Consider the following 23,274-nt stretch of genomic DNA (forward strand, 5'->3'; position numbering starts at 1 on the left):
CTTCATGCACTTCAAGAATTTTGCCGCCGTCACCCTGCTGCTCTGCGCTTTGCCAGCGGTCAGCCAGGCCCGCGACACGGCGGTCTACCTGCCATTCGACAAAGCCGTCGCCGAAGCCACCCGCTCGGGCAAGATCGATGGCAGCGTGAAATTCTATCTGGCCGGCAACACCCCGGCCGGTAAAGTCACCGTGGTCAGCCCCGGCGCCGTGACCAACAAGAAAACCAACGCTTTCAATAAATCTGACGAAGTTGCCTGCGAGTGGGTCGCCCAATCGGCAATCATCAGCCTGCACCAGGCCGCGAAAAACGCCGGCGCCAATGCCGTGACCAACATCGTCAGCTTCTACAAGAGCAACGAGCGCAAGGACGCGCAAACCTACGAATGCCACGCCGGCGCGATCATGGCGGGCGTTGCATTGAAGGGCGATCTGGCGAAGGTTCAGTAAAGGCCAGAAATGACAAAGGGCGCCATTCGGCGCCCTTTCACAGACAGGTTGGCATGTCATCGCCGATTACCTGCCTGGCTCTGCGATGGCTGGTTGCCCAGGATCCTCAGAGTCTCACAAGCCCCTTTCGGGATAGTTACTCATAATTTCAAGACGCGCTCGCTCTATTCAGAAATGATCACTGACCACAGAGTGTGCTGCTACCGGGACCAGCATGTGTGCTGCTTCCGGCTTCTTCGCGAGCAGGCTCGCTCCCACAGGAGCTAGGAGACATACACAATTTCGGTGGAGACCCAGCTCAACTGTGGGAGCGAGCCTGCTCGCGAAAGCGCCGGCCGCCTTCACACCGTCAGCGGCTCGACCTTGCGCGTCAGCAGTTCGACAAACGCCTTGGCCATCGGCGATTTCTGGTCTTTGCGCTGCACCAGCCACACCGCCGAGATTGCTTCCGGATCTAGCAGCGAACGGTAGACCACGCCATCAATGCGCATGCGTTGATAAGACGCTGGCAGTACTGATACACCCAATCCCGCCGCCACCAGACCAATAATGGTCATCGCCTCGCCAGCCTCTTGGGCAAAATGCGGGCTGAAGCCGGCGTCACGGGCCAGACTGAGCAGTTGTGCGTAGAGCCCGCTGCCATAGCTGCGCGGAAAAAACACGAACGGCTCCAGCGCCAGCGCCGAGAGAAACAGGCCTTCGTCTCTGCCTTGGGCCAACGGATGCTTGGAACTGAGCACCGCCACCAATGGCTCGCGCATCAACTCCACAACACTCAGTGAATCTGGCAATCCGAGCGGGCGCATGATGCCGACTTCGATCGACTCGTCCACCAAGGCGTCGGCGACCATGGTGCTGCTCATTTCGCGCAGGTTCAGATGCACCGCCGGAAAGCGCTGACGAAAGGAAAAAATCGCCTGCGGAATGGTCGAGTTGAACGGTGCCGACGAGGTGAAGCCAATCTTCAGTTCGCCAAGCTCACCAAGCTGCGCGCGCCGGGCCACATCCGCTGCCTTGTCGACCTGCGCCAGCACCAGCCGCGCCTCCTGCAGAAACAACCTGCCCGCCTCGCTCAACTCGACCCGACGATTGGTGCGCTCGAACAGGCGTGCACCGAGCTGCTGCTCCAGCGCTTGAATCTGCTGGCTCAGCGGAGGCTGCGAGATGCCCAGCACCTGTGCGGCCCGGCCAAAATGCAGTTCTTCGGCGACGGCAATGAAGTAACGCAGATGACGCAATTCCATAGGATTTCCATTAGGTCGCTGAAGCTATCAAACAGGTCGAACAATATATTGGATAGAAACATTAGCCAGCTATATGATTTTTTCATTGCCTGCCCGGCTGCGCTCTCTGAGGTCTGAAGTGAAAACTGCTGTCGCGCCCCTTGCCCACGAAATCCCGCCCGCTGCCGACGACGATGTGCGCGCCGAGCTGCAGGAGATCTACATCGAAAAAGGCACGCCGGCGTTCATGCGCACGGTGCTGGCGCTATTCTGTGGCGGCTTTGCGACGTTCGCGCTGCTCTATTGCGTGCAACCGATGATGCCGCTGCTGTCCCACGAATACGGGATCAACGCGGCGCAGAGCAGTCTCATCCTCTCGGTGGCGACCGGCATGTTGGCCTTCGGTCTGCTGATCACCGGGCCGATTTCCGACCGCATCGGACGTAAGCCGGTGATGGTCGCCGCACTGTTCGCTGCCGCGTTGTGCACCATCGCCAGTTCGATGATGCCGAGCTGGCACGGCGTATTGATCATGCGCGCGCTGATCGGCCTGTCGTTGAGCGGGCTCGCAGCGGTGGCGATGACCTATCTGAGCGAAGAAATCCATCCACAACACATCGGTCTGGCGATGGGTTTGTACATTGGCGGCAACGCGATCGGCGGCATGAGCGGACGCTTGATCACCGGCGTGCTGATCGACTTCGTCAGCTGGCACACGGCGATGCTGGTGATCGGCGGTCTGGCGCTGGTCGCAGCGGCGGTGTTCTGGAAGATACTCCCGGAATCGCGCAACTTCCGCGCTCGCTCGCTGCACCCGCGCAGCCTGCTCGACGGCTTCACCATGCACTTTCGCGACGCCGGCCTGCCGCTGCTGTTTCTTGAAGCGTTTGTGCTGATGGGCGCGTTTGTCACGCTGTTCAACTACATTGGCTATCGCTTGCTGGCAGCGCCTTACAACCTGGATCAGGTGTATGTCGGATTGCTCTCGGTGGTCTACCTGTCCGGTATCTACAGCTCGGCCAAGATCGGCTCGCTGGCGGACAAACTGGGGCGGCGCAAAGTGCTCTGGGCGACGATTGCACTGATGTTCGCCGGACTGGCACTGACCATGTTCACTTCGTTGTTGCTGGTGATCGTCGGCATGCTGGTGTTCACCTTCGGCTTCTTCGCCGCGCACTCGGTGGCGAGCAGCTGGATCGGCCGGCGCGCGTTGACGGCCAAGGGGCAGGCCTCTTCCCTGTACCTGTTCAGTTATTACGCCGGATCGAGCATTGCTGGGACGGCGGGCGGGGTGTTCTGGCATCTGGGCGGGTGGAACGGGATCGGGCTGTTTATTGGTGCGTTGTTGCTGATTGCCCTGCTGGTGGCGTTGAAGCTGGCGAAGTTGCCACCGTTGCAGGGCGTCAAAGCCTGACATAAAACCATGTGGGAGCGAGCCTGCTCGCAAATGCACTGTGTCAGGCAACATCAGTGTTGAATGACACACCGCTTTCGCGAGCAGGCTCGCTCCCACAGTTGATCTGTGTCCGACATTGGATCGTGCAAACAAAAACGCCCGGCATTTGGCCGGGCGTTTTTTATTGGGCGCTGATCACTCGTGATACTGAGCCGACAGCTCATGTACCGCACGCAGGAACGCGCCGGCATGTTCCGGATCGACTTCCGGGGTGATGCCATGACCAAGGTTGAACACATGGCCGCTGCCCTTGCCGTAGCTGGCCAGAATGCGCCCGACTTCAGTGCGGATCGCTTCCGGTTTGGCGTAGAGCACGGTCGGGTCCATGTTGCCTTGCAACGCGACCTTGTCGCCGACGCGGGCGCGGGCGTTGCCGATGTCGCAAGTCCAGTCCAGGCCGAGGGCGTCGGCGCCGGCTTCGGCGATGCTTTCCAGCCACAGGCCGCCGTTCTTGGTGAAGAGGATCACCGGCACTTTGCGGCCGTCGTTCTCGCGGATCAGGCCGCTGACGATTTTCTTCATGTAGGCCAGCGAGAATTCCTGATACGCCGCCGCCGACAGGTTGCCGCCCCAGGTATCGAAGATCTGTACCGCTTGCGCACCGGCCATGATCTGGCCGTTGAGGTACGAGGTCACCGACTGCGCCAGCTTGTCGAGCAGCAGGTGCATGGCTTGCGGATTGTCGTAGAGCATCGCCTTGGTCTTGCGGAAGTCTTTCGACGAGCCGCCTTCGACCATGTAAGTCGCGAGCGTCCATGGGCTGCCGGAGAAGCCGATCAGCGGTACGCGACCGTTGAGTTCACGGCGGATGGTGCTGACCGCATCCATGACATAGCCGAGGTCTTTGTGCGGGTCAGGGATCGGCAGGGCTTCGATGTCGGCGAGGGTGCTGACGACTTTCTTGAAGCGCGGACCTTCACCGGTCTCGAAGTACAGGCCCTGGCCCATGGCATCGGGAATGGTGAGGATGTCGGAAAACAGGATCGCCGCGTCCAGTTGCGGGTAGCGGTCGAGCGGTTGCAGGGTGACTTCGCAGGCGAATTCCGGGTTCATGCACAGGCTCATGAAGTCGCCGGCGTGGGCGCGGCTGGCGCGGTACTCCGGCAGGTAGCGACCGGCCTGGCGCATCATCCACACAGGGGTGACGTCAACGGGTTGCTTGAGCAGGGCACGGAGGAAGCGGTCGTTCTTCAGGGCAGTCATGTCGGCATCCGGAAAAAAAGTGCGGGCATGGTCTCAAAAGACAGCGGCAAGCAGCAAGCTACAAGCGGCAAGTTAAAAGCAGGATTGCTTTGTAGCTTGCCGCTTGAAACTTGAAGCTTGCCGCTGGCGTCGTCAGACGCCCAGATAATCGAGGATCCCTTCAGCCGCATTGCGCCCTTCGAAGATCGCCGTCACCACCAGGTCAGACCCGCGCACCATGTCGCCACCGGCGAAGATTTTCGGGTTGCTGGTCTGGTGCTTGTACTGACCTTGCTCAGGCGCAACAACGCGGCCCTGGCTGTCGGTCTGGATCTCGAACTGTTCGAACCACGGCGCCGGGCTTGGGCGGAAGCCGAAAGCGATGACCACGGCGTCGGCCGGGATGATCTCTTCGGAACCCGGGATCGGCTCGGGGCTGCGACGGCCACGGGCGTCCGGTTCGCCGAGACGGGTCTCGACCACTTTCACGCCTTCGACCTTGTCTTCACCGACAATGGCGATCGGCTGGCGGTTGTAGAGGAATTTCACGCCTTCTTCCTTGGCGTTCTTCACCTCTTTGCGCGAGCCGGGCATGTTCGCTTCGTCACGACGATAAGCGCAGGTCACCGACTTGGCGCCCTGACGGATCGAGGTGCGGTTGCAGTCCATCGCCGTGTCGCCGCCGCCGAGTACCACGACCTTCTTGCCTTTCATGTCGACGAAATCTTCTGGCGACTTTTCAAAGCCCAGGTTGCGATTGACGTTGGCGATCAGGAAATCCAGCGCGTCATAAACGCCCGGCAGGTCCTCACCGGCAAAACCGCCCTTCATGTAGGTGTAGGTGCCCATGCCCATGAACACCGCGTCGTATTCGGCGAGCAGTTGTTCCATGGTCACGTCTTTACCGACTTCGGTGTTGAGGCGGAACTCGATGCCCATGCCGGTGAAGACTTCGCGACGATTGCTCAGCACGGTCTTCTCAAGCTTGAACTCGGGGATGCCGAAGGTCAGCAAGCCGCCGATTTCCGGGTTCTTGTCGAACACCACCGGAGTTACGCCGCCACGCACCAGCACGTCGGCACAACCCAGACCCGCCGGGCCTGCGCCGATGATCGCCACGCGTTTGCCGGTCGGCTTGACCTTGGACATGTCCGGGCGCCAGCCCATGGCGAACGCGGTGTCGGTGATGTACTTCTCGACCGAACCAATGGTCACCGCGCCGAAGCCGTCGTTGAGGGTGCAGGCACCCTCGCACAGACGATCCTGCGGGCACACCCGGCCGCAGACTTCCGGCAGGGTGTTGGTCTGGTGCGACAGCTCGGCGGCCTGAAGGATGTTGCCCTCGGCCACCAGCTTCAGCCAGTTGGGAATGAAGTTGTGCACCGGGCACTTCCATTCGCAATACGGGTTGCCGCAACCCAGGCAGCGGTGGGCCTGATCGGCCGACTGCTGGGGTTTGAACGGTTCGTAGATTTCAACGAACTCTTTCTTGCGTTGACGCAACAGTTTCTTCTTCGGATCCTTGCGCCCGACATCGATGAACTGGAAGTCGTTATTCAGACGTTCAGCCATTACTAAAACCTCTTACACGACAGCTCCAAGCTACAAGCTTCAAGCTGCAAGAAAATCACATTAGTCCGGTACAACGCGTACTAGCTTCAGCTTGTCGCTTGAAGCTAGTGGCTTGCAGCTGCGTCGTTACTGCGGACTCGCACGAGTACTGGAGAGCAGAGATTTCAGACTCGCTGCCTTCGGTTTGACCAGCCAGAAACGACGCACGTAATCGTCGAGGTTCTCGGCGAGTTCACGACCCCACTCGCTGTCGGTTTCGGCGACGTACTCGTTCAGCACGTTCTGCAGATGGCTGCGATAGGCTTCCATCGCCTCGCCGCTGATCCGCTGGATCTCCACCAGTTCGTGGTTGACCCGGTCAACGAAGGTGTTGTCCTGATCGAGCACGTAGGCGAAACCACCGGTCATGCCAGAACCGAAGTTGTAACCGGTCTTGCCCAGCACGCAGACGAAACCACCGGTCATGTACTCGCAGCAGTGATCACCAGTGCCTTCCACGACGGTGTGAGCACCGGAGTTACGCACGGCGAAACGCTCGCCTGCGGTACCGGCGGCGAACAGCTTGCCGCCAGTGGCACCGTACAGGCAGGTGTTGCCGATGATGGCGCTTTCCTGAGTTTTATAAACGCTACCCTTCGGCGGCACGATGACCAGCTTGCCGCCGGTCATGCCTTTGCCGACATAGTCGTTGGCGTCGCCTTCCAGGTACATGTTCAGACCGCCGGCGTTCCACACACCGAAGCTCTGCCCCGCCGTGCCTTTGAAACGGAAGGTGATCGGCGCTTTGGCCATGCCTTGGTTGCCGTGCTTGCGCGCGATTTCGCCGGAAATCCGCGCGCCGATCGAACGGTCGCAGTTGCAGATGTCCAGATCGAACTCGGCGCCGCTGAGGTCGTTGATTGCCGATGAGGCCAGCTCAACCATCTTCTCCGCGAGCAGACCTTGGTCGAACGGCGGGTTGCGCTCAACGCCACAGAACTGCGGTTTGTCCGCCGGGATGTGATCGCTGCCCAATAGCGGCGTCAGGTCCAGGTGATGTTGTTTGGCGGTCTGGCCTTCGAGGATTTCCAGCAGATCGGTGCGACCGATCAGCTCTTCGAGGGAGCGCACGCCAAGCTTGGCCAACCACTCACGGGTTTCTTCGGCGACGTAGGTGAAGAAATTCACCACCATGTCGACGGTGCCGATGTAGTGATCCTTGCGCAGCTTCTCGTTCTGCGTCGCGACACCAGTGGCGCAGTTGTTCAGATGGCAGATGCGCAGGTATTTGCAGCCCAGTGCGATCATTGGCGCGGTACCGAAGCCGAAGCTTTCGGCGCCGAGGATCGCCGCTTTAATCACGTCGAGGCCGGTTTTCAGGCCGCCGTCGGTCTGGACCCGGACTTTGCCGCGCAGGTCGTTGCCGCGCAGGGTCTGGTGGGTTTCAGCCAGGCCGAGTTCCCACGGCGCGCCAGCGTATTTGATCGAGGTCAGCGGCGAAGCACCGGTGCCACCGTCATAGCCGGAAATGGTGATCAAGTCCGCATAGGCCTTGGCCACACCGGCGGCGATGGTGCCGACGCCCGCTTCTGCTACCAGCTTCACCGAAACCAGCGCCTGCGGGTTGACTTGCTTCAAGTCAAAGATCAACTGCGACAAATCTTCGATTGAATAGATGTCGTGGTGCGGCGGTGGCGAAATCAGGGTCACGCCCGGCACTGCGTAACGCAGCTTGGCGATCAGCCCGTTGACCTTGCCGCCCGGCAGTTGCCCGCCCTCGCCCGGCTTGGCGCCCTGGGCGACCTTGATCTGCAGCACTTCGGCGTTGACCAGGTATTCCGGAGTCACACCGAAACGGCCGGTGGCAACCTGCTTGATTTTCGAACTCTTGATGGTGCCGTAACGTGCCGGATCTTCACCACCTTCGCCGGAGTTGGAACGCGCACCGAGACGGTTCATGGCTTCGGCCAGGGCTTCGTGAGCTTCCGGCGACAGTGCGCCCAGCGAGATGCCAGCGGAGTCGAAGCGCTTGAGCACCGACTCCAGCGGCTCGACTTCACTGATGTCCAGCGGCGTGTCGAGGGTCTTGACCTTGAACAGGTCGCGAATCATCGACACCGGACGGTTGTCCACCAGCGACGTGTATTCCTTGAACTTGGCGTAGTCGCCCTGCTGCACAGCGGCTTGCAGAGTGTTGACCACGTCCGGGTTGTACGCGTGATATTCGCCACCGTGGACGAACTTCAGCAGACCGCCCTGCTGGATCGGCTTGCGCGGACTCCAGGCTTCGACGGCGAGGGCTTTCTGCTCGGCTTCGATGTCGACGAAACGCGCGCCCTTGATCCGGCTCGGCACACCACGGAAGCTCAGGTCGCAGACTTCTTCGGACAGGCCGATGGCCTCGAACAGCTGCGCACCACGGTACGAAGCGATGGTCGAAATACCCATCTTCGACAGGATCTTCAGCAGGCCTTTGGTGATGCCTTTGCGGTAGTTCTTGAACACCTCATAGAGGTCGCCCAACACTTCACCGGTACGGATCAGGTCGCCCAATACTTCGTAGGCCAGGAACGGATACACCGCCGAGGCGCCGAAACCGATCAGCACCGCGAAGTGGTGCGGGTCACGGGCGGTCGCGGTTTCAACGAGGATGTTGGAGTCGCAACGCAAACCTTTTTCGGTCAGGCGGTGGTGCACTGCACCGGTCGCCAGCGAAGCGTGGATCGGCAGCTTGCCCGGAGCGATATGACGGTCGCTCAGGACGATCTGGGTACGCCCGGCGCGCACAGCTTCTTCAGCCTGATCGGCAACATTGCGGATCGCCGCTTCGAGGCCGAGGCTTTCGTCGTAGTTGAGGTCGATGATCGCCCGTTCGAAACCCGGACGGTCGAGGTTCATCAGCGAGCGCCATTTGGCCGGCGAGATCACTGGCGAGCTGAGGATCACGCGCGAGGCGTGTTCCGGCGACTCCTGGAAAATGTTGCGCTCGGCACCGAGGCAGATTTCCAGCGACATCACGATCGCTTCACGCAGCGGGTCGATCGGCGGGTTGGTCACCTGCGCGAACTGCTGGCGGAAATAGTCGTACGGCGTGCGTACACGCTGGGACAGCACGGCCATCGGCGTGTCGTCGCCCATCGAGCCCACGGCTTCGTAGCCTTGCTCGCCGAGCGGACGCAGCACCTGATCACGCTCTTCGAACGTGACCTGATACATCTTCATGTATTGCTTGAGCTGATCGACGTCGTAGAAAGCCGAACCGTGGTCGTTGTCTTCCATGGTCGCCTGAATGCGCAGGGCATTCTTGCGCAGCCATTGCTTGTACGGATGACGGGACTTCAAACGGTTGTCGATCGCATCGGTGTCGAGGATCTGCCCGGTTTCGGTGTCCACGGCGAAGATCTGCCCCGGGCCGACACGGCCCTTGGCGAGCACGTCTTCGGGCTGGTAGTTCCACACGCCGATTTCCGAGGCGAGGGTGATGAAACCGTTCTTGGTGGTCACCCAGCGCGCCGGACGCAGACCATTACGGTCGAGCAGGCACACCGCGTAACGACCGTCGGTCATTACTACGCCGGCCGGGCCGTCCCACGGCTCCATGTGCATCGAGTTGTACTCGTAGAACGCACGCAGATCCGGGTCCATGGTTTCGACGTTCTGCCACGCAGGCGGAATGATCATCCGCACGCCACGGAACAGGTCGATACCACCGGTGACCATCAGTTCGAGCATGTTGTCCATGCTCGATGAGTCGGAACCGACACGGTTGACCAGCGGACCGAGCTCTTCCAGATCCATCAGATCATTGGTGAACTTGGTCCGACGGGCCTGTGCCCAGTTGCGGTTACCGGTGATGGTGTTGATTTCGCCGTTGTGGGCGAGGAAGCGGAACGGCTGCGCCAGCGGCCATTTCGGCAGGGTGTTGGTGGAGAAACGCTGGTGGAACACGCAGATCGCGGTTTGCAGGCGCTCGTCACTCAGGTCTGGATAAAACGCGGCCAGGTCGGCCGGCATCATCAGGCCTTTATAGATGATGGTCTTGTGCGAAAAGCTGCAGATGTAGTGGTCGGTGTCAGCGGCGTTGGCCACCGACGAACGGCGACGGGCGCTGAACAGCTTCACGGCCATGTCCTGATCGCTCAGGCCTTCGCCGCCGATGTAGACCTGCTCGATCTGCGGCAGGCGCTCAAGGGCGAGACGGCCGAGGACGCTGGTGTCGATCGGCACTTTGCGCCAGCCGATCAGTTGCAGACCTTCGGCAAGGATCTCGCGGTTCATGTTCTCGCGAGCGGCTTCGGCCTTGGCCGGATCCTGATTGAAGAACACCATGCCCACGGCATATTGCTTGGGCATTTCGACGCCGAAGCTTTCCTGGGCAATGGCTCGCAGGAAGGCGTCGGGTTTTTGAATCAGCAGACCGCAACCGTCACCGGTCTTGCCGTCGGCATTAATCCCACCGCGGTGGGTCATGCAGGTCAGGGCCTCGATGGCCGTTTGCAAAAGGGTATGACTGGGCTCGCCCTGCATATGAGCAATCAGGCCGAAACCGCAGTTATCCTTGAATTCATCTGGTTGGTACAGACCTGCTTTCATAGACACTTTCTCACCAGGCTGCCTCTATTCGAGGCAAATTTCTTTTCAATTCAACCACTTGCGTTCCGCGCCGAACGTACGCCGGCTTAGCGGGGGCAAAAGGGTGGTCATTGTACACAGCGACACAGAGGCTCACAAATTTGACGACGAACTGTCGCAAATTCATGTCGCATTTGTGAAAGGTTTAAAGCGATCTGCTGTGCTAGTCAAAACTTTTTTAAATTCTGACCGCAACGACTCAAAAACTACTGTGACGCAGACACCACAAGGCACGCGATCTTTTCAGAAAGCGCGCACTCGTGGAGATTTTGAGGTGCCGGGAGAGGCGGCCTGGGTAAGGCCGCCGAATCTTCAGCGAGTTGTTGCCAGTTCCTGTTGGACGCTGGCGACAGTGCGAGGCCAAGGTTTACCAGCCTGAACCTTCGCTGGCAAGGCCTTGATGGCAGAAACGGCCGCATCACGATTGGCAAAGTTGCCGTAGGTGATCACGTAAAGCGGCTTGCCGTTGAGGACTTTCTTGAAATAACGGTACTCGCCGCCCTGCTCCTTGACGAAGTTCTGCGCGGCGGTCTCCGAGCTGGTGCCGAGGATCTGCACGACATAGTTGCTGGTCGGCTGACCGGCGTACCAGCTGCCACCGGCAGCCTTGGCCACGGTAACGGGCTTGTCGGCAGGCTTGGCCGGAGCAGGAGCCGGTTTCGCAGCTGGCGCTGGCGTGGCCGGAGCAGGCTTGGCCGTGGCGATCTGCGTCGGAGCCGGGGTTGGTGCCGGCTTGGCCGCAGGGGTCGGAACCGGTGTCGGCGCAGGACCGGCCGGAACGCCCGCAGGCGGCGCGGAGGTGGTTACGGTTGGCGGAGTATCGCTGGAGCCTTCCAGCGGCACGCCGTCGTCGCCTTCGGTGATACCACCGGCGGCTTCGGCCAGCGGGCCACGCATGACCGGCTGCGAGTTGCCGACCAAAGGCAGCGGCATCGGCTGGGTGTTGCCAGCGAACTCGACGGATGGATTGGCGCCGTTCGCGGCGCCCTGACCCAATGGCAGTTGCGCCTGTTCATTGGCCGGAGCACCGGTGGTCGGCGCCTTGCTGCGACCCGGCATCAGCCAGGCGGCGGCAACCGCGACCACAACGACGGCGGAAATCGCCAATACGTGTTTCTTCGGCATGTTGAACCCCATACTTGGACGCTTGACCGCGGAGCGGCTGGCAATCATGACTTCGATCAGAGCATCGCGAGCGACCTGGTTGATGTTGCCCGGCCAGCCCTCGGAGCTTTCGTGAATATCAGAGATCTGATCTGCGGTGAAAAGTTCGACACCCCGGCCCGCGCCTTCCAGCCGCTGGTCGAGATATTCGCGGGTCTCTTCTTCGGTGTACGGCTGCAATTCGATGACGTGGAAACGCTCTTCTTCGAGCTGCAACGCCTCGAGCTGAGCGATCAGCGACGACTCGCCGAACAGGAACACATGCGGACGACCTTCCGGCGTGCCGGCGCCCAGCGCCATCAACGCTTCCAGCGCCGACTCGTCGAGCTGCTCGGCATCGTCCACCAGCAGATAGACTTCCTGCCCGGTCAGACCGAGTTGCACCACCTGCTCGAGAATCGCGCCGACTTCGGCCTGCGCGACATCCAGCGCTTGCGCCACCTGGCGCAGCACGCCGGCCGCATCCCCGGCGCCACGGGCAGAAACCACCACGCTCTGCACCGATTGTTTATTGGTGCTGGCCACCAGCGCCTGGCGCAGCAGGGTCTTGCCGCTGCCCTGCGGACCGGTGACAACCAGCAGCAACTGGCTGTAACGCGCCAGATGATGCAGTTGACCCAGCACCGGCTTGCGCTGGGCCGGGAAGAATTTGAAGCCCGGCACCCGTGGCGCGAACGGGTCGTGACTTAACTGGAAATGGCCGAGAAACGCCTCGTCGGCATGCAAACTAGTCATCGGAATCGTTTTAACCTTTAAGCTGAGCCAGGGCGCGGTAATCCGCTCCCAGCGTGGCCTGTAGAACCTCTTTCGGATAATCGTCGGTCACTACCGCTTCGCCCATCCGGCGCAGCAGCACCAGGCGCAGACGACCGTCGATCACTTTTTTATCAATTGCCATGTGTTGGAGAAAATCGGCTTCGCTCATCTCTTCAGGCGGAATGACCGGCAGACCGGCCCGCTGGAACAGACGAATGCCGCGATCACGCTCCTGCTCGCTGATCCAGCCCAGGCGCGCGGACATTTCAAGCGCCATCACGGTACCAGCCGCCACCGCCTCGCCATGCAGCCAGACACCATAGCCCATGTGGGTTTCGATGGCGTGGCCGAAGGTATGGCCGAGATTGAGCGTGGCGCGCACGCCGGTTTCCTTTTCATCGGCGCCGACCACCGCAGCCTTGGCCGCGCAGGAACGCTCGATCGCATAGGTCAGCGCGGCCTGATCCAGCGCGCGCAGGGCGTCGACGTTTTCCTCGAGCCAGGTCAGGAACGGCTCGTCGCAGATCAGGCCGTACTTGATGACCTCCGCCAGACCCGCCGACAACTCGCGCTGCGGCAGGGTTTTCAGCGATGCGGTATCGATCAGCACTACGTTCGGCTGATAGAACGCGCCGACCATGTTCTTGCCCAGCGGATGGTTGATGCCGGTCTTGCCGCCGACCGACGAATCGACCTGCGACAACAGCGTGGTAGGAATCTGGATGAAATCGACACCGCGCTGATAACAGGCGGCCGCGAAACCGGCCATGTCGCCGATCACCCCGCCGCCCAAGGCGATCACGGTGGTGCGGCGGTCATGACGGGCGGTCAGCAAACCATCGAAAACCAGTTGCAGGGTTTCCCAGTTCTTGAAGGCTTCGCCATCAGGCAACACCACCGAGATCACCGAGAACTGCGCCAGGCTGCGGGTCAGACGTTCGAGATAGAGCGGCGCGACGGTTTCGTTGGAGATGATTGCCACCTGCCGCCCGTGGATATGCGGCGCCAGCAGTTCCGGCTGATCCAACAGACCTTCGCCAATATGAATCGGGTAGCTGCGCTCGCCTAGATCGACCTTGAGTGTCTGCATGTGTCCCCACAGTGAAGATGGAAGCAGGCATCCTGCCCTGAAATTATTGGTGTTCTGCGGCCTGTAGCGGTATGACGCCGCTCGCCCGGCATCCGCCACACCCTCGGCGGACGCTGACAGGACGCCGAGAATAGCGCATTTCCGCCGATGCTTTAACGGGGTGGCAACTGCGCGAGGCGGTCGAGAATGTCGAGCACCACCATGCGTGGCGGCCGCTCGTCGGTTTCCACCACCAGATCGGCGATTTCCCGATAAAGCGGATCACGGATTTCGAGCAGGTCACGCAAAGTTTTCGCCGGATCGGCGGTGCGCAGCAGCGGCCGATTGCGATCGCGGGAAGTGCGGCCGACCTGCTGCTCGACGGAGGCGTGCAGATACACCACGCGCCCGCCCTCATGCAGGGCCTTGCGATTGGCATCACGCATCACTGCGCCGCCGCCGGTCGCCAGCACCACGCCATCGAACGCGCACAGCTCGGCGATCATCGCCTGCTCGCGGTCACGAAAGCCGGGCTCGCCTTCCTTGTCGAAGATCCATGGGATATTGGCACCCGTGCGCAGCTCAATTTCCTTGTCGGAATCCTTGAACGGCAGGCGCAGCTCTTTGGCCAGCAATCGGCCGATGGTGCTTTTGCCAGCACCCATCGGTCCTACAAGTATCAAATTTCGCACAGAATCAACGACTCACAGCAATCGCCTGGTTATTCATGATACGCGGAGTGAGAAATACCAGCAGCTCGGATTTTTTCTCCGAAACCACATCACGCCGGAAAAGGCGGCCAAGATACGGCACATCGCCAAGAAATGGCACCTTATCTACAACCTTGCTCTGAGTATTTGAAAAAACACCGCCGATTACGATGGTCTCGCCGTCATTCACCAGCACTTTGGCGTTGACCTCGTTTTTCTTGATCGGCGGCACATCCTGCACTTTGTTCAGGTAGTCGGGCTCATCCTTGGTGACCTTGACCTCCATGATGATGCGGTTGTCGGGCGTGATCTGCGGGGTGACTTCCAGTGACAGCGAGGCCTCCTTGAACGACACCGACGTGGCGCCGCTGGAGCTGGCCTCCTGATACGGAATCTCGGTGCCTTTGAGGATTTTCGCGGTTTCCTTGTCCGAGGTGACCACCTTCGGCTGCGAGACGATTTCGCCGTTGCCGGTCTTTTCCATCGCCGTCAGTTCCAGATCCAGCAACACGTTGTCGGTGATGAAAGCGATACCGATCCCCGAAGTGTTGTTGACCGTGCCCATGTCGACGAACGGCGAGTTGGTGCCGGTGCTGCCCGGCGTGCCGATCGTGCTCGACGAACCGTTGACCCCGGAGGCGTTCCAGTTGCCCTTGTTCTGCACCGAACCGCCCCAGCGCACGCCCAGGCTCTTGTCATAATCGACGTTGGCCTCAACGATGCGCGCCTCGATCATCACCTGGCGCACCGGAATATCCAGTTGCGCGACGATCCGCCGCAATTCGTCGAGGCGATCCTGGGTCTGGTAGGCAATGATGTTGTTGGTCCGCTCATCAACGGTAATCGAACCGCGCTCGTCGACCTTGGCTTCGGCACTGGTCACCGACTGGAACAGCTTGGCAATGTCCGCCGCTTTCGCGTAATTGACCTGCAGCAGCTCGCGACGCAATGGCGCCAGCTCGGCGATCTGCTTCTGCGACTCCAGCTCCTGACGCTCACGGGCGGCGATTTCATCGGCCGGCGCGACGAGCAGCACGTTACCGATCTTGCGTTTATCCAGGCCCTTGGTTTTCAGCACCAGATCCAGTGCCTGGTCCCACGGCACGTTCTGCAGGCGCAACGTGATGCCGCCCTGCACCGTATCGCTTGCCACGAGGTTGAGATTGGTGAAGTCAGCGATCAGTTGCAGCACCGAGCGCACGTCGATGTCCTGAAAATTCAGCGAGAGCTTGTCGCCGACATACGCCTGACGGTCGGCGTTGCGCTTTTGCAGGTCGTCGACGCTCATCGGCCGAACGCTCACGGTGAGCTTGTTGTCGGTCTGGAACGTGGAATAGTCGAAGGTGCCGCTGGGCTCGACGCTGATCACCGTGCGATCGCCGGTAACTGCTGCGTTGACGAACTGCACCGGGGTCGCGAAGTCCTTGACGTCGAGGCGCACGCGCAGTTTTTCCGGCAATTGCGTGCGGGCGAAGCTGAGGATGATCTTGCCATCGTGCTCTTGGATATCCGGGGCAATGGTCGGATCAGAGAGGTCGATGACCACGTTGCCCTCGCCTTCGGTGCCGCGCTGGAAATCGACGCCGCGAATCGCCCGGCTGCGCGGCAGCGAAGATCTGGTGGGTGCCGCACTGGCCGTGGCGGCACGCGGTGCAACGGCGGCCGGGCGCGGCGCAGTCGTCGAGGCGCCCTGGCCGACCACGACGAACAGATTATTGCCTTCGACCCGCGTGCTGTACGGCGCCAATTGCGTCAGGCTGACAATCAGCCGCGTGCGATCCTTGGCTTCGGCTACCGTGGCCGTGCGCGCGTTGCCGCTGCCCAGATCAAGATTCCTGTTGGCCAACTGACTGGTCACGCCCGGAAGATCCAGTGCAATGCGTGCCGGTGACTCGGTTGTGTAGCCCTTGGGCTGTGGTGGCGGGCCGTCGAACGACAGCTTCAGTTCGACGCGGTCACCCGGCAGCGCGGCAACATCCAGCGCTTTCAGACTGGCCGCCATTACCATCGGTGACACCAGCGCTATCCATAGCGAAAAACCGAGGGTGGAGAAAATCCTGTTCATTGTTCGACTTCCACTATGAGTGCTCTTTCAAAGGAATGGTGCGCGGCCGCTCCAGCCAGGCGCCGGCGCCGTCGGGCACGATCTCGACGACATCGACCTGGGTGGCGCTGATGGCGACGATCCGGCCGTCGTTGCGGCCCAGGTAGTCGCCGACCTTGAGGCGATGCACTCCGCCCGCGCCGCGCAGCAGCGCAAACGAGCCCGAGGCATTGGCAATCGTGCCGACCATTTCGAACTGCTCGATATTGAACCCTTCAAGGTATTGCTTGACCCGGTTGGGGTCGGGTTTGACGTTGCGCGAGCCGTGCTTCTGCCCGGCCAGATCGACCCGCGCCTGCCGCGAAAACGGACTGCGCAAGTTGGCGGCGCTGTAAGTGAATGTGGGGTAAGACCGGAATGTCGGCGTTGGTTCAATCTTGCCCGCCGGGCGCAGGCGCACTTCGTTGAGGTACGCGTCGAGGTCGCTGAAGTCATCGCCTCCACCGCAGCCGCTCAGGACCAGCAGCATCGGCAGGACGAAATAACGAATCGGGGTCATTTTTCCAGCCCCTTATCGTTATAGCGATACGTCTTGGCGAGGATGCTCATGCGCAGCTTCGGCCCGCCTTCGGGGTTGGCCGGCGCCAGTTCGAAATCGTGCAGGGTGACGATGCGCGGAAGGCCGGCGACACCGCTGACGAAGGTCGCAAGGTCGTGATAGGCACCGGTTACGGTGATCTGGATCGGCAGCTCGATGTAGAACGGCTGGATCACTTCCGGCAACAGCTTGATTTCTTCGAATTCCAGACCGCTGCCCAAGCCTGTGCGGGTGATGTCTTCAAGCAGGCCCGGGACTTCGGTGTCGCTGGGCAATTGCCGCAGCAACACGCCGAAGGTGTTTTCCATTTCTTTCATCTGCTGGGTGTACAGCTCAAGGTTTGCCGACAACCGCGCCTTGCTGGCGAACTGCTCCTTGAGGGTGGTTTCCTCTTCGCGCTTGAGCTCGAGCTGATTTTCCATATCACTGATGAAGAAGTAATAGCCAAGCGCGAGGATCAACACCATCACCAGCGCACCGCACAGGGTTTTTACTGCCGCCGGCCAGGAGCCGATATTGCTGGTGTCGAGGTCGTTGAAATCGATATTGCGCAGGCTTAGCAGCCACTCGGAGGCTTTCATTGCTCGCCCTCCGGCACCTTGGGCTGGGTCTGACGAACGGTCAACTGAAAGACATTGGCCTGTTCGACCTGATCGGCGCTGGTCGTCTTGACCTCATTCAGGCTCGGCGCGTCGAACCAGTCGGACGCATCAAGGTTGCGCATCAGCTCGGAAACCCGATTGTTCGACTCGGCCGCACCACTGATGGACAGGGTCTTGCCGGCCATTTTCACATCGGTGAAATACACACCGTCCGGCAACGTACGCGCCAGTTGATCGAAGATCCGCCCGCTGATCTGCCGGTTGCCCTGCAGGTCCTGAATGATGCGCATGCGCTCGACCAGTTGCTGGCGGCGCGCCTTGAGCTCACTGATCTGCTTGATGCGTTCGTCGACCACGGCGATCTGTTTGCCGATGTAATCGTTGCGCGCCATCTGCCGCTCGATCGCTGCGCTGATGATCTGATCGGCAATCAGCACTGCGCCGATCGAGCCGGCGAGCACGCCGATCAGGATCAGCAGGAAGCGTTTGCGCCGCTCTTCGCGGCGCTCCTCGCGCCAGGGGAGAAGGTTGATCCGCGCCATCAGTCGAAACTCCTGAGCGCGAGCCCGCAGGCGATCATCAATGCTGGCGCGTCACTGGCCAGCGCGCCGGCGTTGACCTTGCTGCCCAAAGCCATGTCGGCAAACGGGTTGGCCACTTGGGTCGGGGTGTTCAGACGCTGTTCGATCAGACGATCGAGCCCGGGCACCGAAGCCGTGCCGCCGGCGAGCAGGATATGGTCGACCGCGTTGTATTGGCCGGAGGCGAAGAAGAATTGCAGCGAACGCGAAACCTGCTGCACCAGCGCTTCACGAAATGGCTGCAAGACTTCACTCACGTAATCATCCGGCAGGCCGCCCTGCTTTTTCGCCAGTCCCGCCTGCTCGACCGTGAGGCCATAGCGGCGCTGGATCTCTTCGGTGAGCTGGCGTCCGCCAAACAGTTGCTCGCGGGTGTAGATGATCTTGCCGTTGTGCAGGACGCTGAGGGTGGTCATGGTCGCGCCGATGTCGACCACCGCCACGGTCAGGCGCTCCTGGGAGGCCGCCAGATGCGTCGCCAGCAGGCCGAACGAGCGCTCGAGTGCGTAGGCCTCGACATCGACCACCCGTGCAGTCAGACCGGCGAGCGCCAGCGCTGCTTCACGAACCTCGACGTTTTCCTTGCGACAGGCGGCAAGCAGCACGTTGACCCGTTCCGGGTTGCGCGGCGACACGCCCTGGACTTCAAAGTCGATGGCGACTTCGTCCAGCGGATAGGGAATATATTGATCGGCTTCGATCTTGAGCTGGTTTTCCAGCTCATCGTCGGACAGCCCGGCGTCCATCTCGATGACCTTGGTGATCACCGCCGAACCGGCCACCGCTACTGCCACGCTCTTGACCCCGGTGCGCGCCTTGACCAGTACCCGGCTCAGCGCCTGGCCGACGCCCTCGAGTTCAGCGATGTTCTTTTCGACCACGGCGTTCGCCGGCAACGGCTCCACCGCGTAGGCCTCGACCCGGTAGCGCTCGCCCTGACGGCTCAGTTCCAGCAGCTTTACCGAGGTGGAGCTGATGTCGATCCCCAGTAACGCATTGGTCTTTTTATTGAAGAGTCCCAGCACTACCAATTCCCTATGACTTTCCGTGAGTTACGGACTCTGTAATACGCATTGCGTTCCTTGACCCCCGTCTTGACAGAAGCGCCAATGACGCCCCCGACGGAAAAGTGCTTATAATGCCCAGCGATTTTTTCCGCTTTTTACTGCCCGCGCGGATGGCTCTGTGTGTAACCGCAGCCCCGTGCCAAATTCATTCTTTGCCCTGGATGTCCAAAAGCCTTGATTCGTCTGCTGAAATTTTTCGGTTGGTCCATCGTCGCCGTTTTCTGCGGACTGCTCTTAGGTCTCAGCGGCGCCTTTCTTTACCTTAGTCCGGGTTTGCCGTCTGTGGAGGCGCTGAGAAGCATTCAGTTGCAGATTCCTCTGCGCGTCTACAGCAGCGACAACAAGTTGATCGCAGAATTTGGCGAAATGCGCCGTACACCGATCCGTTTCGCCGACATTCCGCCCAATTTCATTAATGCGTTACTAAGTGCTGAAGACGACAATTTTGCCAATCACTATGGCGTCGACCCGAGCAGCCTGATGCGCGCGGCGACCCAACTGGTCAAAAGCGGACACATTCAGTCCGGCGGCAGCACCATCACCATGCAGGTGGCGAAGAACTTCTTCCTCACCAGCGAGCGCAGCTTCTCGCGTAAAACCACTGAAATTCTCCTGGCCCTGCAGATCGAGCGGCAGCTGACCAAGGACGAGATCCTTGAGCTGTACGTCAACAAGATCTATCTGGGCAACCGCGCCTACGGCATCGAGGCGGCGGCGCAGGTGTATTACGGCAAGTCGATCCGCGACGTCAGCCTGGCGCAGATGGCGATGATCGCCGGCCTGCCGAAAGCACCGTCGCGTTTCAACCCGTTGGCCAACCCGGCGCGCAGTAAAGAACGCCGCGACTGGATCCTGGGGCGCATGTACAAGCTGGGCAAGATCAGCGAGGCCGACTACACCGCGGCGATCAACGAGCCGCTGAACGCCAGCTACCACGTGCCGACGCCGGAAGTGAACGCACCGTACATCGCCGAAATGGCCCGCGCCGAAATGGTTGGTCGTTATGGCAGCGACGCCTACACCGAAGGTTTCCGCGTCACCACCACAGTGCCGAGCAATCTGCAGGAAATGGCCAACACCGCGCTGCACGAAGGTTTGATGACCTACGACCAGCGCCACGGCTACCGCGGCCCCGAGTCGCGCCTGCCGGGCAAGACTCGCGAAGCCTGGGCCAGCGAGCTGACCAAGCAGCGCACCATCAGCAGCCTGGAACCTGCGATCGTCACCCAAGTCGATAAAACCGGCCTGCAAGTGTTGACCCGCACCGGTGAAGAGCACGTTGCCTGGGACACGATGAAATGGGCGCGGCCGTTCCTCAATACCAACAGCATGGGCGCCAACCCGCGTCAGCCGTCGGATGTCGCGCAGGTCGGTGATCTGATTCGCGTGCAGCGCCAAAAAGACAATTCGCTGAAATTCAGCCAGATTCCGCAGGCGCAAGGCGCGCTGGTGTCACTGGATCCGCAGAACGGCGCGATCCGTTCGCTGGTCGGCGGTTTTGCCTTCGAGCAGAGCAACTATAACCGCGCTCTGCAGGCCAAGCGTCAGCCGGGGTCGAGCTTCAAACCGTTCGTTTACAGCGCCGCGCTGGATAACGGTTACACCGCCGCCACCCTGGTCAACGATGCGCCGATCGTGTTCGTCGACGAATACTTGGACAAGGTCTGGCGACCGAAAAACGACACCAATACCTTCCTCGGCCCGATCCGCCTGCGTGAAGCGCTGTACAAGTCGCGCAACCTGGTGTCGATCCGCTTGCTGCAAGCCATGGGCGTGGGCAAGACCATCGACTACATCACCCGTTTCGGTTTCAACAAGCAAGACCTGCCGCCGAACCTGTCGCTGGCACTCGGTACCGCGACGCTGACGCCGATGGAAATTGCCACCGGCTGGAGCACCTTTGCCAACGGCGGCTACAAGATCACCCCGTACATCATCAACAAGATCGAAAGTCGTAACGGCGACACGCTGTTCGTCGCCAATCCGCCGACCGTGCCACAGGGTGGTTCGGCGACCGACGGTATCGCTGCGCCGGCCACCGAGTCGTTCACGGTCAATGCCGCCCCGGTTGCCGGTGAAGCGCCGGGCAACCCGGCAGTGCCGCAAGCGCCGGCCGTAGCCGAGCGGATTGTCGATGGACGTACCACCTACATCCTCAACAGCATGCTGCAGGACGTGATCAAGCTCGGTACCGGCCGGCGCGCACTGGCCATGGGCCGCAGCGACATCGCCGGCAAGACCGGTACCACCAACGAATCGAAAGATGCCTGGTTCTCCGGCTACAACGCTGATTACGTAACCACGGTGTGGACCGGTTTCGACCAGCCAGAAAGCCTCGGACGCCGGGAGTTCGGCGGCACCGTGGCGCTGCCGATCTGGATGAATTACATGTCCGCCGCACTGAAAGACAAGCCGCCGCATGTGCAGCCTGAGCCGGAAGGCTTGCTCAGCCTGCGGGTGGATCCGGTCAGCGGACGTGCAGCAACGCCGAGCACGCCGGGGGCCTACTTCGAACTGTTCAAGACTGAAGACACACCGCCATCGGTGAACGAGCTGGGCAACGGCACCGTGCCAGGCAGCCCGCTGCCGGCGGATGAGCAGGCGCCGATCGATCTGTTCTAGGGGAGCAGCTGCAAGCGCCAAGCTACAAGCGGTAAGCAAAAGCGCGAACGATGCACGCTTGCAGCTTGTAGCTTGTAGCCCATAAAAAAACCCAGCACCAGGCTGGGTTTTTTTATGGGCGGCTGCTTTTAACCGTTGAACACGTCATCCACGCTTTTCAGCGGGTAGTTCTTCGGATACGGCAGGGTGGCCACGCCGGTCTCGATCGCGGCCTTGGCCACGGCGTCGGAGATCAGGGTGATCAGGCGCTTGTCCATTGGCTTCGGAATGATGTACTCACGGCCGAATTCCAGCGGAGCACCGCCGTAGGCATCGCACACGTCCTGTGGAACAGGCAGTTTGGCCAGTTCGCGCAGGGCGTTGGCGGCGGCGACTTTCATTTCTTCGTTGATGCGCTTGGCGCGAACGTCCAGGGCGCCACGGAAGATGAACGGGAAGCCCAGTACGTTGTTGACCTGGTTCGGGTAGTCCGAACGGCCGGTGGCCATGATCACGTCGCTACGGGTGGCGTGCGCCAGTTCCGGGGAGATTTCCGGATCCGGGTTCGAGCAGGCGAACACGATCGGATTGGCCGCCATCGACAGCAGGCCTTCGGCGCTCAGCAGGTTCGGACCGGACAGACCGACGAATACGTCAGCGCCTGCCAATGCGTCAGCCAGGGTGCGCTTGTCGGTAGCGTGGGCGAATACGGCTTTGTACTGGTTCAGGTCGTCACGGCCGGAGTGAATCACGCCGGTACGGTCAACCATGAAGATATTTTCGATGCGAGCGCCCATGCTCACCAGCAGTTTCATGCAGGAGATGGCGGCAGCACCGGCGCCGAGGCAGACAATCTTCGCTTCCGGCAGGGTTTTGCCAGCGATTTCCAGGGCGTTGATCATGCCCGCAGCGGTCACGATCGCGGTGCCGTGCTGGTCATCGTGGAACACCGGAATGTCGCACTGCTCGATCAGAGCGCGTTCGATCTCAAAGCACTCTGGCGCTTTGATGTCTTCCAGGTTGATGCCACCGAAGGTGATGGAGATGCGCTTGACGGTGTCGATGAAGGCTTGCGGGCTTTCCGAATCGACTTCGATGTCGAATACGTCGATGCCGGCGAAGCGCTTGAACAGCACGCCTTTGCCTTCCATTACAGGCTTGGAAGCCAGTGGGCCGAGGTTGCCCAGGCCCAGAATAGCGGTGCCATCGGAAATGACTGCCACCAGGTTGCCCTTGCCGGTGTATTTGTAGGCCAGTTCAGGATCGCGAGCGATCTCGCGCACTGGTTCAGCTACGCCGGGGCTGTAGGCCAGCGACAGGTCGCGGGCGGTAGCAGTGGCCTTGGTGAGCTCGACACTCAGCTTCCCCGGACGAGGATTGGCGTGGTATTCGAGAGCGGCAGTTTTCAGATCAGACATTTTGGCATTCCGCTTTTTTACTGTTGGACAGACTGGTCAGCGAGGATACGCGCCTCGCAAAGTCCCCACAAGACTGGGCAGTCACTGCTGTCAAGCGCCCTGCCCTACGACTTTGGGCCAAGAGCCACGGCGCACAAGGGCTGGACTGTTCACAATCAATCAGAAAAATGTC

Annotated in this window: 16 protein-coding genes; 3 read left to right on the forward strand and 13 right to left on the reverse strand. The window is 60.8% G+C overall.

The features are described 5' to 3' along the window. Positions 1 to 4 precede the first annotated feature (4 nt). Positions 5 to 448 carry an excinuclease gene (locus ACMYUN_RS12480; RefSeq protein ID WP_415763863.1) on the forward strand — a complete coding sequence of 148 codons (444 nt, stop codon included), beginning with the start codon at positions 5 to 7 and terminating at the stop codon, positions 446 to 448. Between the two features lie 341 nt (positions 449 to 789). On the opposite strand, the gene ACMYUN_RS12485 is transcribed toward ACMYUN_RS12480, so the two are convergent. Continuing rightward, positions 790 to 1,692, reverse strand: coding sequence for a LysR substrate-binding domain-containing protein (locus tag ACMYUN_RS12485; protein ID WP_415763864.1), 903 nt, complete (start codon positions 1,690 to 1,692; stop codon positions 790 to 792). A gap of 118 nt (positions 1,693 to 1,810) precedes the next feature. On the opposite strand from ACMYUN_RS12485, the gene ACMYUN_RS12490 reads away from it, so the two are divergent. Further along, complete coding sequence (locus ACMYUN_RS12490; protein WP_415763865.1) at positions 1,811 to 3,085, forward strand: MFS transporter; 1,275 nt, start codon at positions 1,811 to 1,813, stop codon at positions 3,083 to 3,085. Positions 3,086 to 3,262: 177 nt separating this feature from the next. On the opposite strand, the gene hemE is transcribed toward ACMYUN_RS12490, so the two are convergent. The 11 genes from hemE to ACMYUN_RS12545 form a co-directional block, all read right to left on the reverse strand. Then, positions 3,263 to 4,330, reverse strand: a complete 1,068-nt coding sequence (gene hemE / locus ACMYUN_RS12495) for a uroporphyrinogen decarboxylase (protein WP_016772044.1) — start codon at positions 4,328 to 4,330, stop codon at positions 3,263 to 3,265. Positions 4,331 to 4,462: 132 nt separating this feature from the next. Next, entirely contained in the window at positions 4,463 to 5,881 is a 1,419-nt protein-coding gene (locus tag ACMYUN_RS12500; protein ID WP_007909438.1) for an FAD-dependent oxidoreductase, read from the reverse strand. Positions 5,882 to 6,007: 126 nt separating this feature from the next. Further along, entirely contained in the window at positions 6,008 to 10,453 is a 4,446-nt protein-coding gene (gltB, locus tag ACMYUN_RS12505) for a glutamate synthase large subunit (protein ID WP_415763866.1), read from the reverse strand. A gap of 351 nt (positions 10,454 to 10,804) precedes the next feature. Next, a complete protein-coding gene (locus ACMYUN_RS12510; RefSeq protein WP_039756683.1) occupies positions 10,805 to 12,391 on the reverse strand; it encodes an AAA family ATPase in 1,587 nt (528 codons plus the stop codon). Between the two features lie 10 nt (positions 12,392 to 12,401). Beyond that, positions 12,402 to 13,502: a 3-dehydroquinate synthase gene (gene aroB, locus ACMYUN_RS12515; RefSeq protein WP_039756682.1), complete on the reverse strand. Its 1,101-nt coding sequence runs from the start codon at positions 13,500 to 13,502 to the stop codon at positions 12,402 to 12,404. Between the two features lie 152 nt (positions 13,503 to 13,654). Further along, a complete protein-coding gene (gene aroK / locus ACMYUN_RS12520) occupies positions 13,655 to 14,173 on the reverse strand; it encodes a shikimate kinase AroK (RefSeq protein ID WP_024011270.1) in 519 nt (172 codons plus the stop codon). A gap of 4 nt (positions 14,174 to 14,177) precedes the next feature. Further along, positions 14,178 to 16,256 (reverse strand): type IV pilus secretin PilQ, encoded by a 2,079-nt coding sequence (gene pilQ, locus ACMYUN_RS12525; RefSeq protein ID WP_310404130.1) that lies wholly within the window; start codon positions 16,254 to 16,256, stop codon positions 14,178 to 14,180. 13 nt (positions 16,257 to 16,269) lie between these two features. Next, entirely contained in the window at positions 16,270 to 16,794 is a 525-nt protein-coding gene (locus ACMYUN_RS12530; protein ID WP_310404132.1) for a pilus assembly protein PilP, read from the reverse strand. After that, positions 16,791 to 17,414, reverse strand: a complete 624-nt coding sequence (gene pilO, locus ACMYUN_RS12535; protein ID WP_129998263.1) for a type 4a pilus biogenesis protein PilO — start codon at positions 17,412 to 17,414, stop codon at positions 16,791 to 16,793. The genes ACMYUN_RS12530 and pilO overlap by 4 nt, the downstream gene beginning before the upstream one ends. Then, complete coding sequence (locus ACMYUN_RS12540) at positions 17,411 to 17,977, reverse strand: PilN domain-containing protein (protein WP_415763867.1); 567 nt, start codon at positions 17,975 to 17,977, stop codon at positions 17,411 to 17,413. Before ACMYUN_RS12540 ends, pilO begins: the two co-directional genes overlap by 4 nt. Then, the gene (locus tag ACMYUN_RS12545; RefSeq protein WP_039756675.1) at positions 17,977 to 19,041 is read right to left on the reverse strand and encodes a pilus assembly protein PilM; all 1,065 of its coding nucleotides are present in this window, start codon (positions 19,039 to 19,041) and stop codon (positions 17,977 to 17,979) included. The genes ACMYUN_RS12540 and ACMYUN_RS12545 overlap by 1 nt, the downstream gene beginning before the upstream one ends. 219 nt (positions 19,042 to 19,260) lie before the next feature. Here ACMYUN_RS12545 and ACMYUN_RS12550 point away from each other — a divergent pair, with 219 nt between their 5' ends. Continuing rightward, positions 19,261 to 21,705, forward strand: a complete 2,445-nt coding sequence (locus ACMYUN_RS12550; RefSeq protein WP_415763970.1) for a penicillin-binding protein 1A — start codon at positions 19,261 to 19,263, stop codon at positions 21,703 to 21,705. Between the two features lie 128 nt (positions 21,706 to 21,833). Here ACMYUN_RS12550 and ACMYUN_RS12555 read toward each other — a convergent pair whose 3' ends face one another. Next, a complete protein-coding gene (locus ACMYUN_RS12555; protein WP_129998265.1) occupies positions 21,834 to 23,102 on the reverse strand; it encodes a malic enzyme-like NAD(P)-binding protein in 1,269 nt (422 codons plus the stop codon). Positions 23,103 to 23,274: the final 172 nt, after the last annotated feature.

This window comes from Pseudomonas sp. CP4, from assembly GCF_047758505.1.
In the GTDB taxonomy this organism is placed as follows: Bacteria; Pseudomonadota; Gammaproteobacteria; order Pseudomonadales; family Pseudomonadaceae; genus Aquipseudomonas; species Aquipseudomonas fluorescens_AO.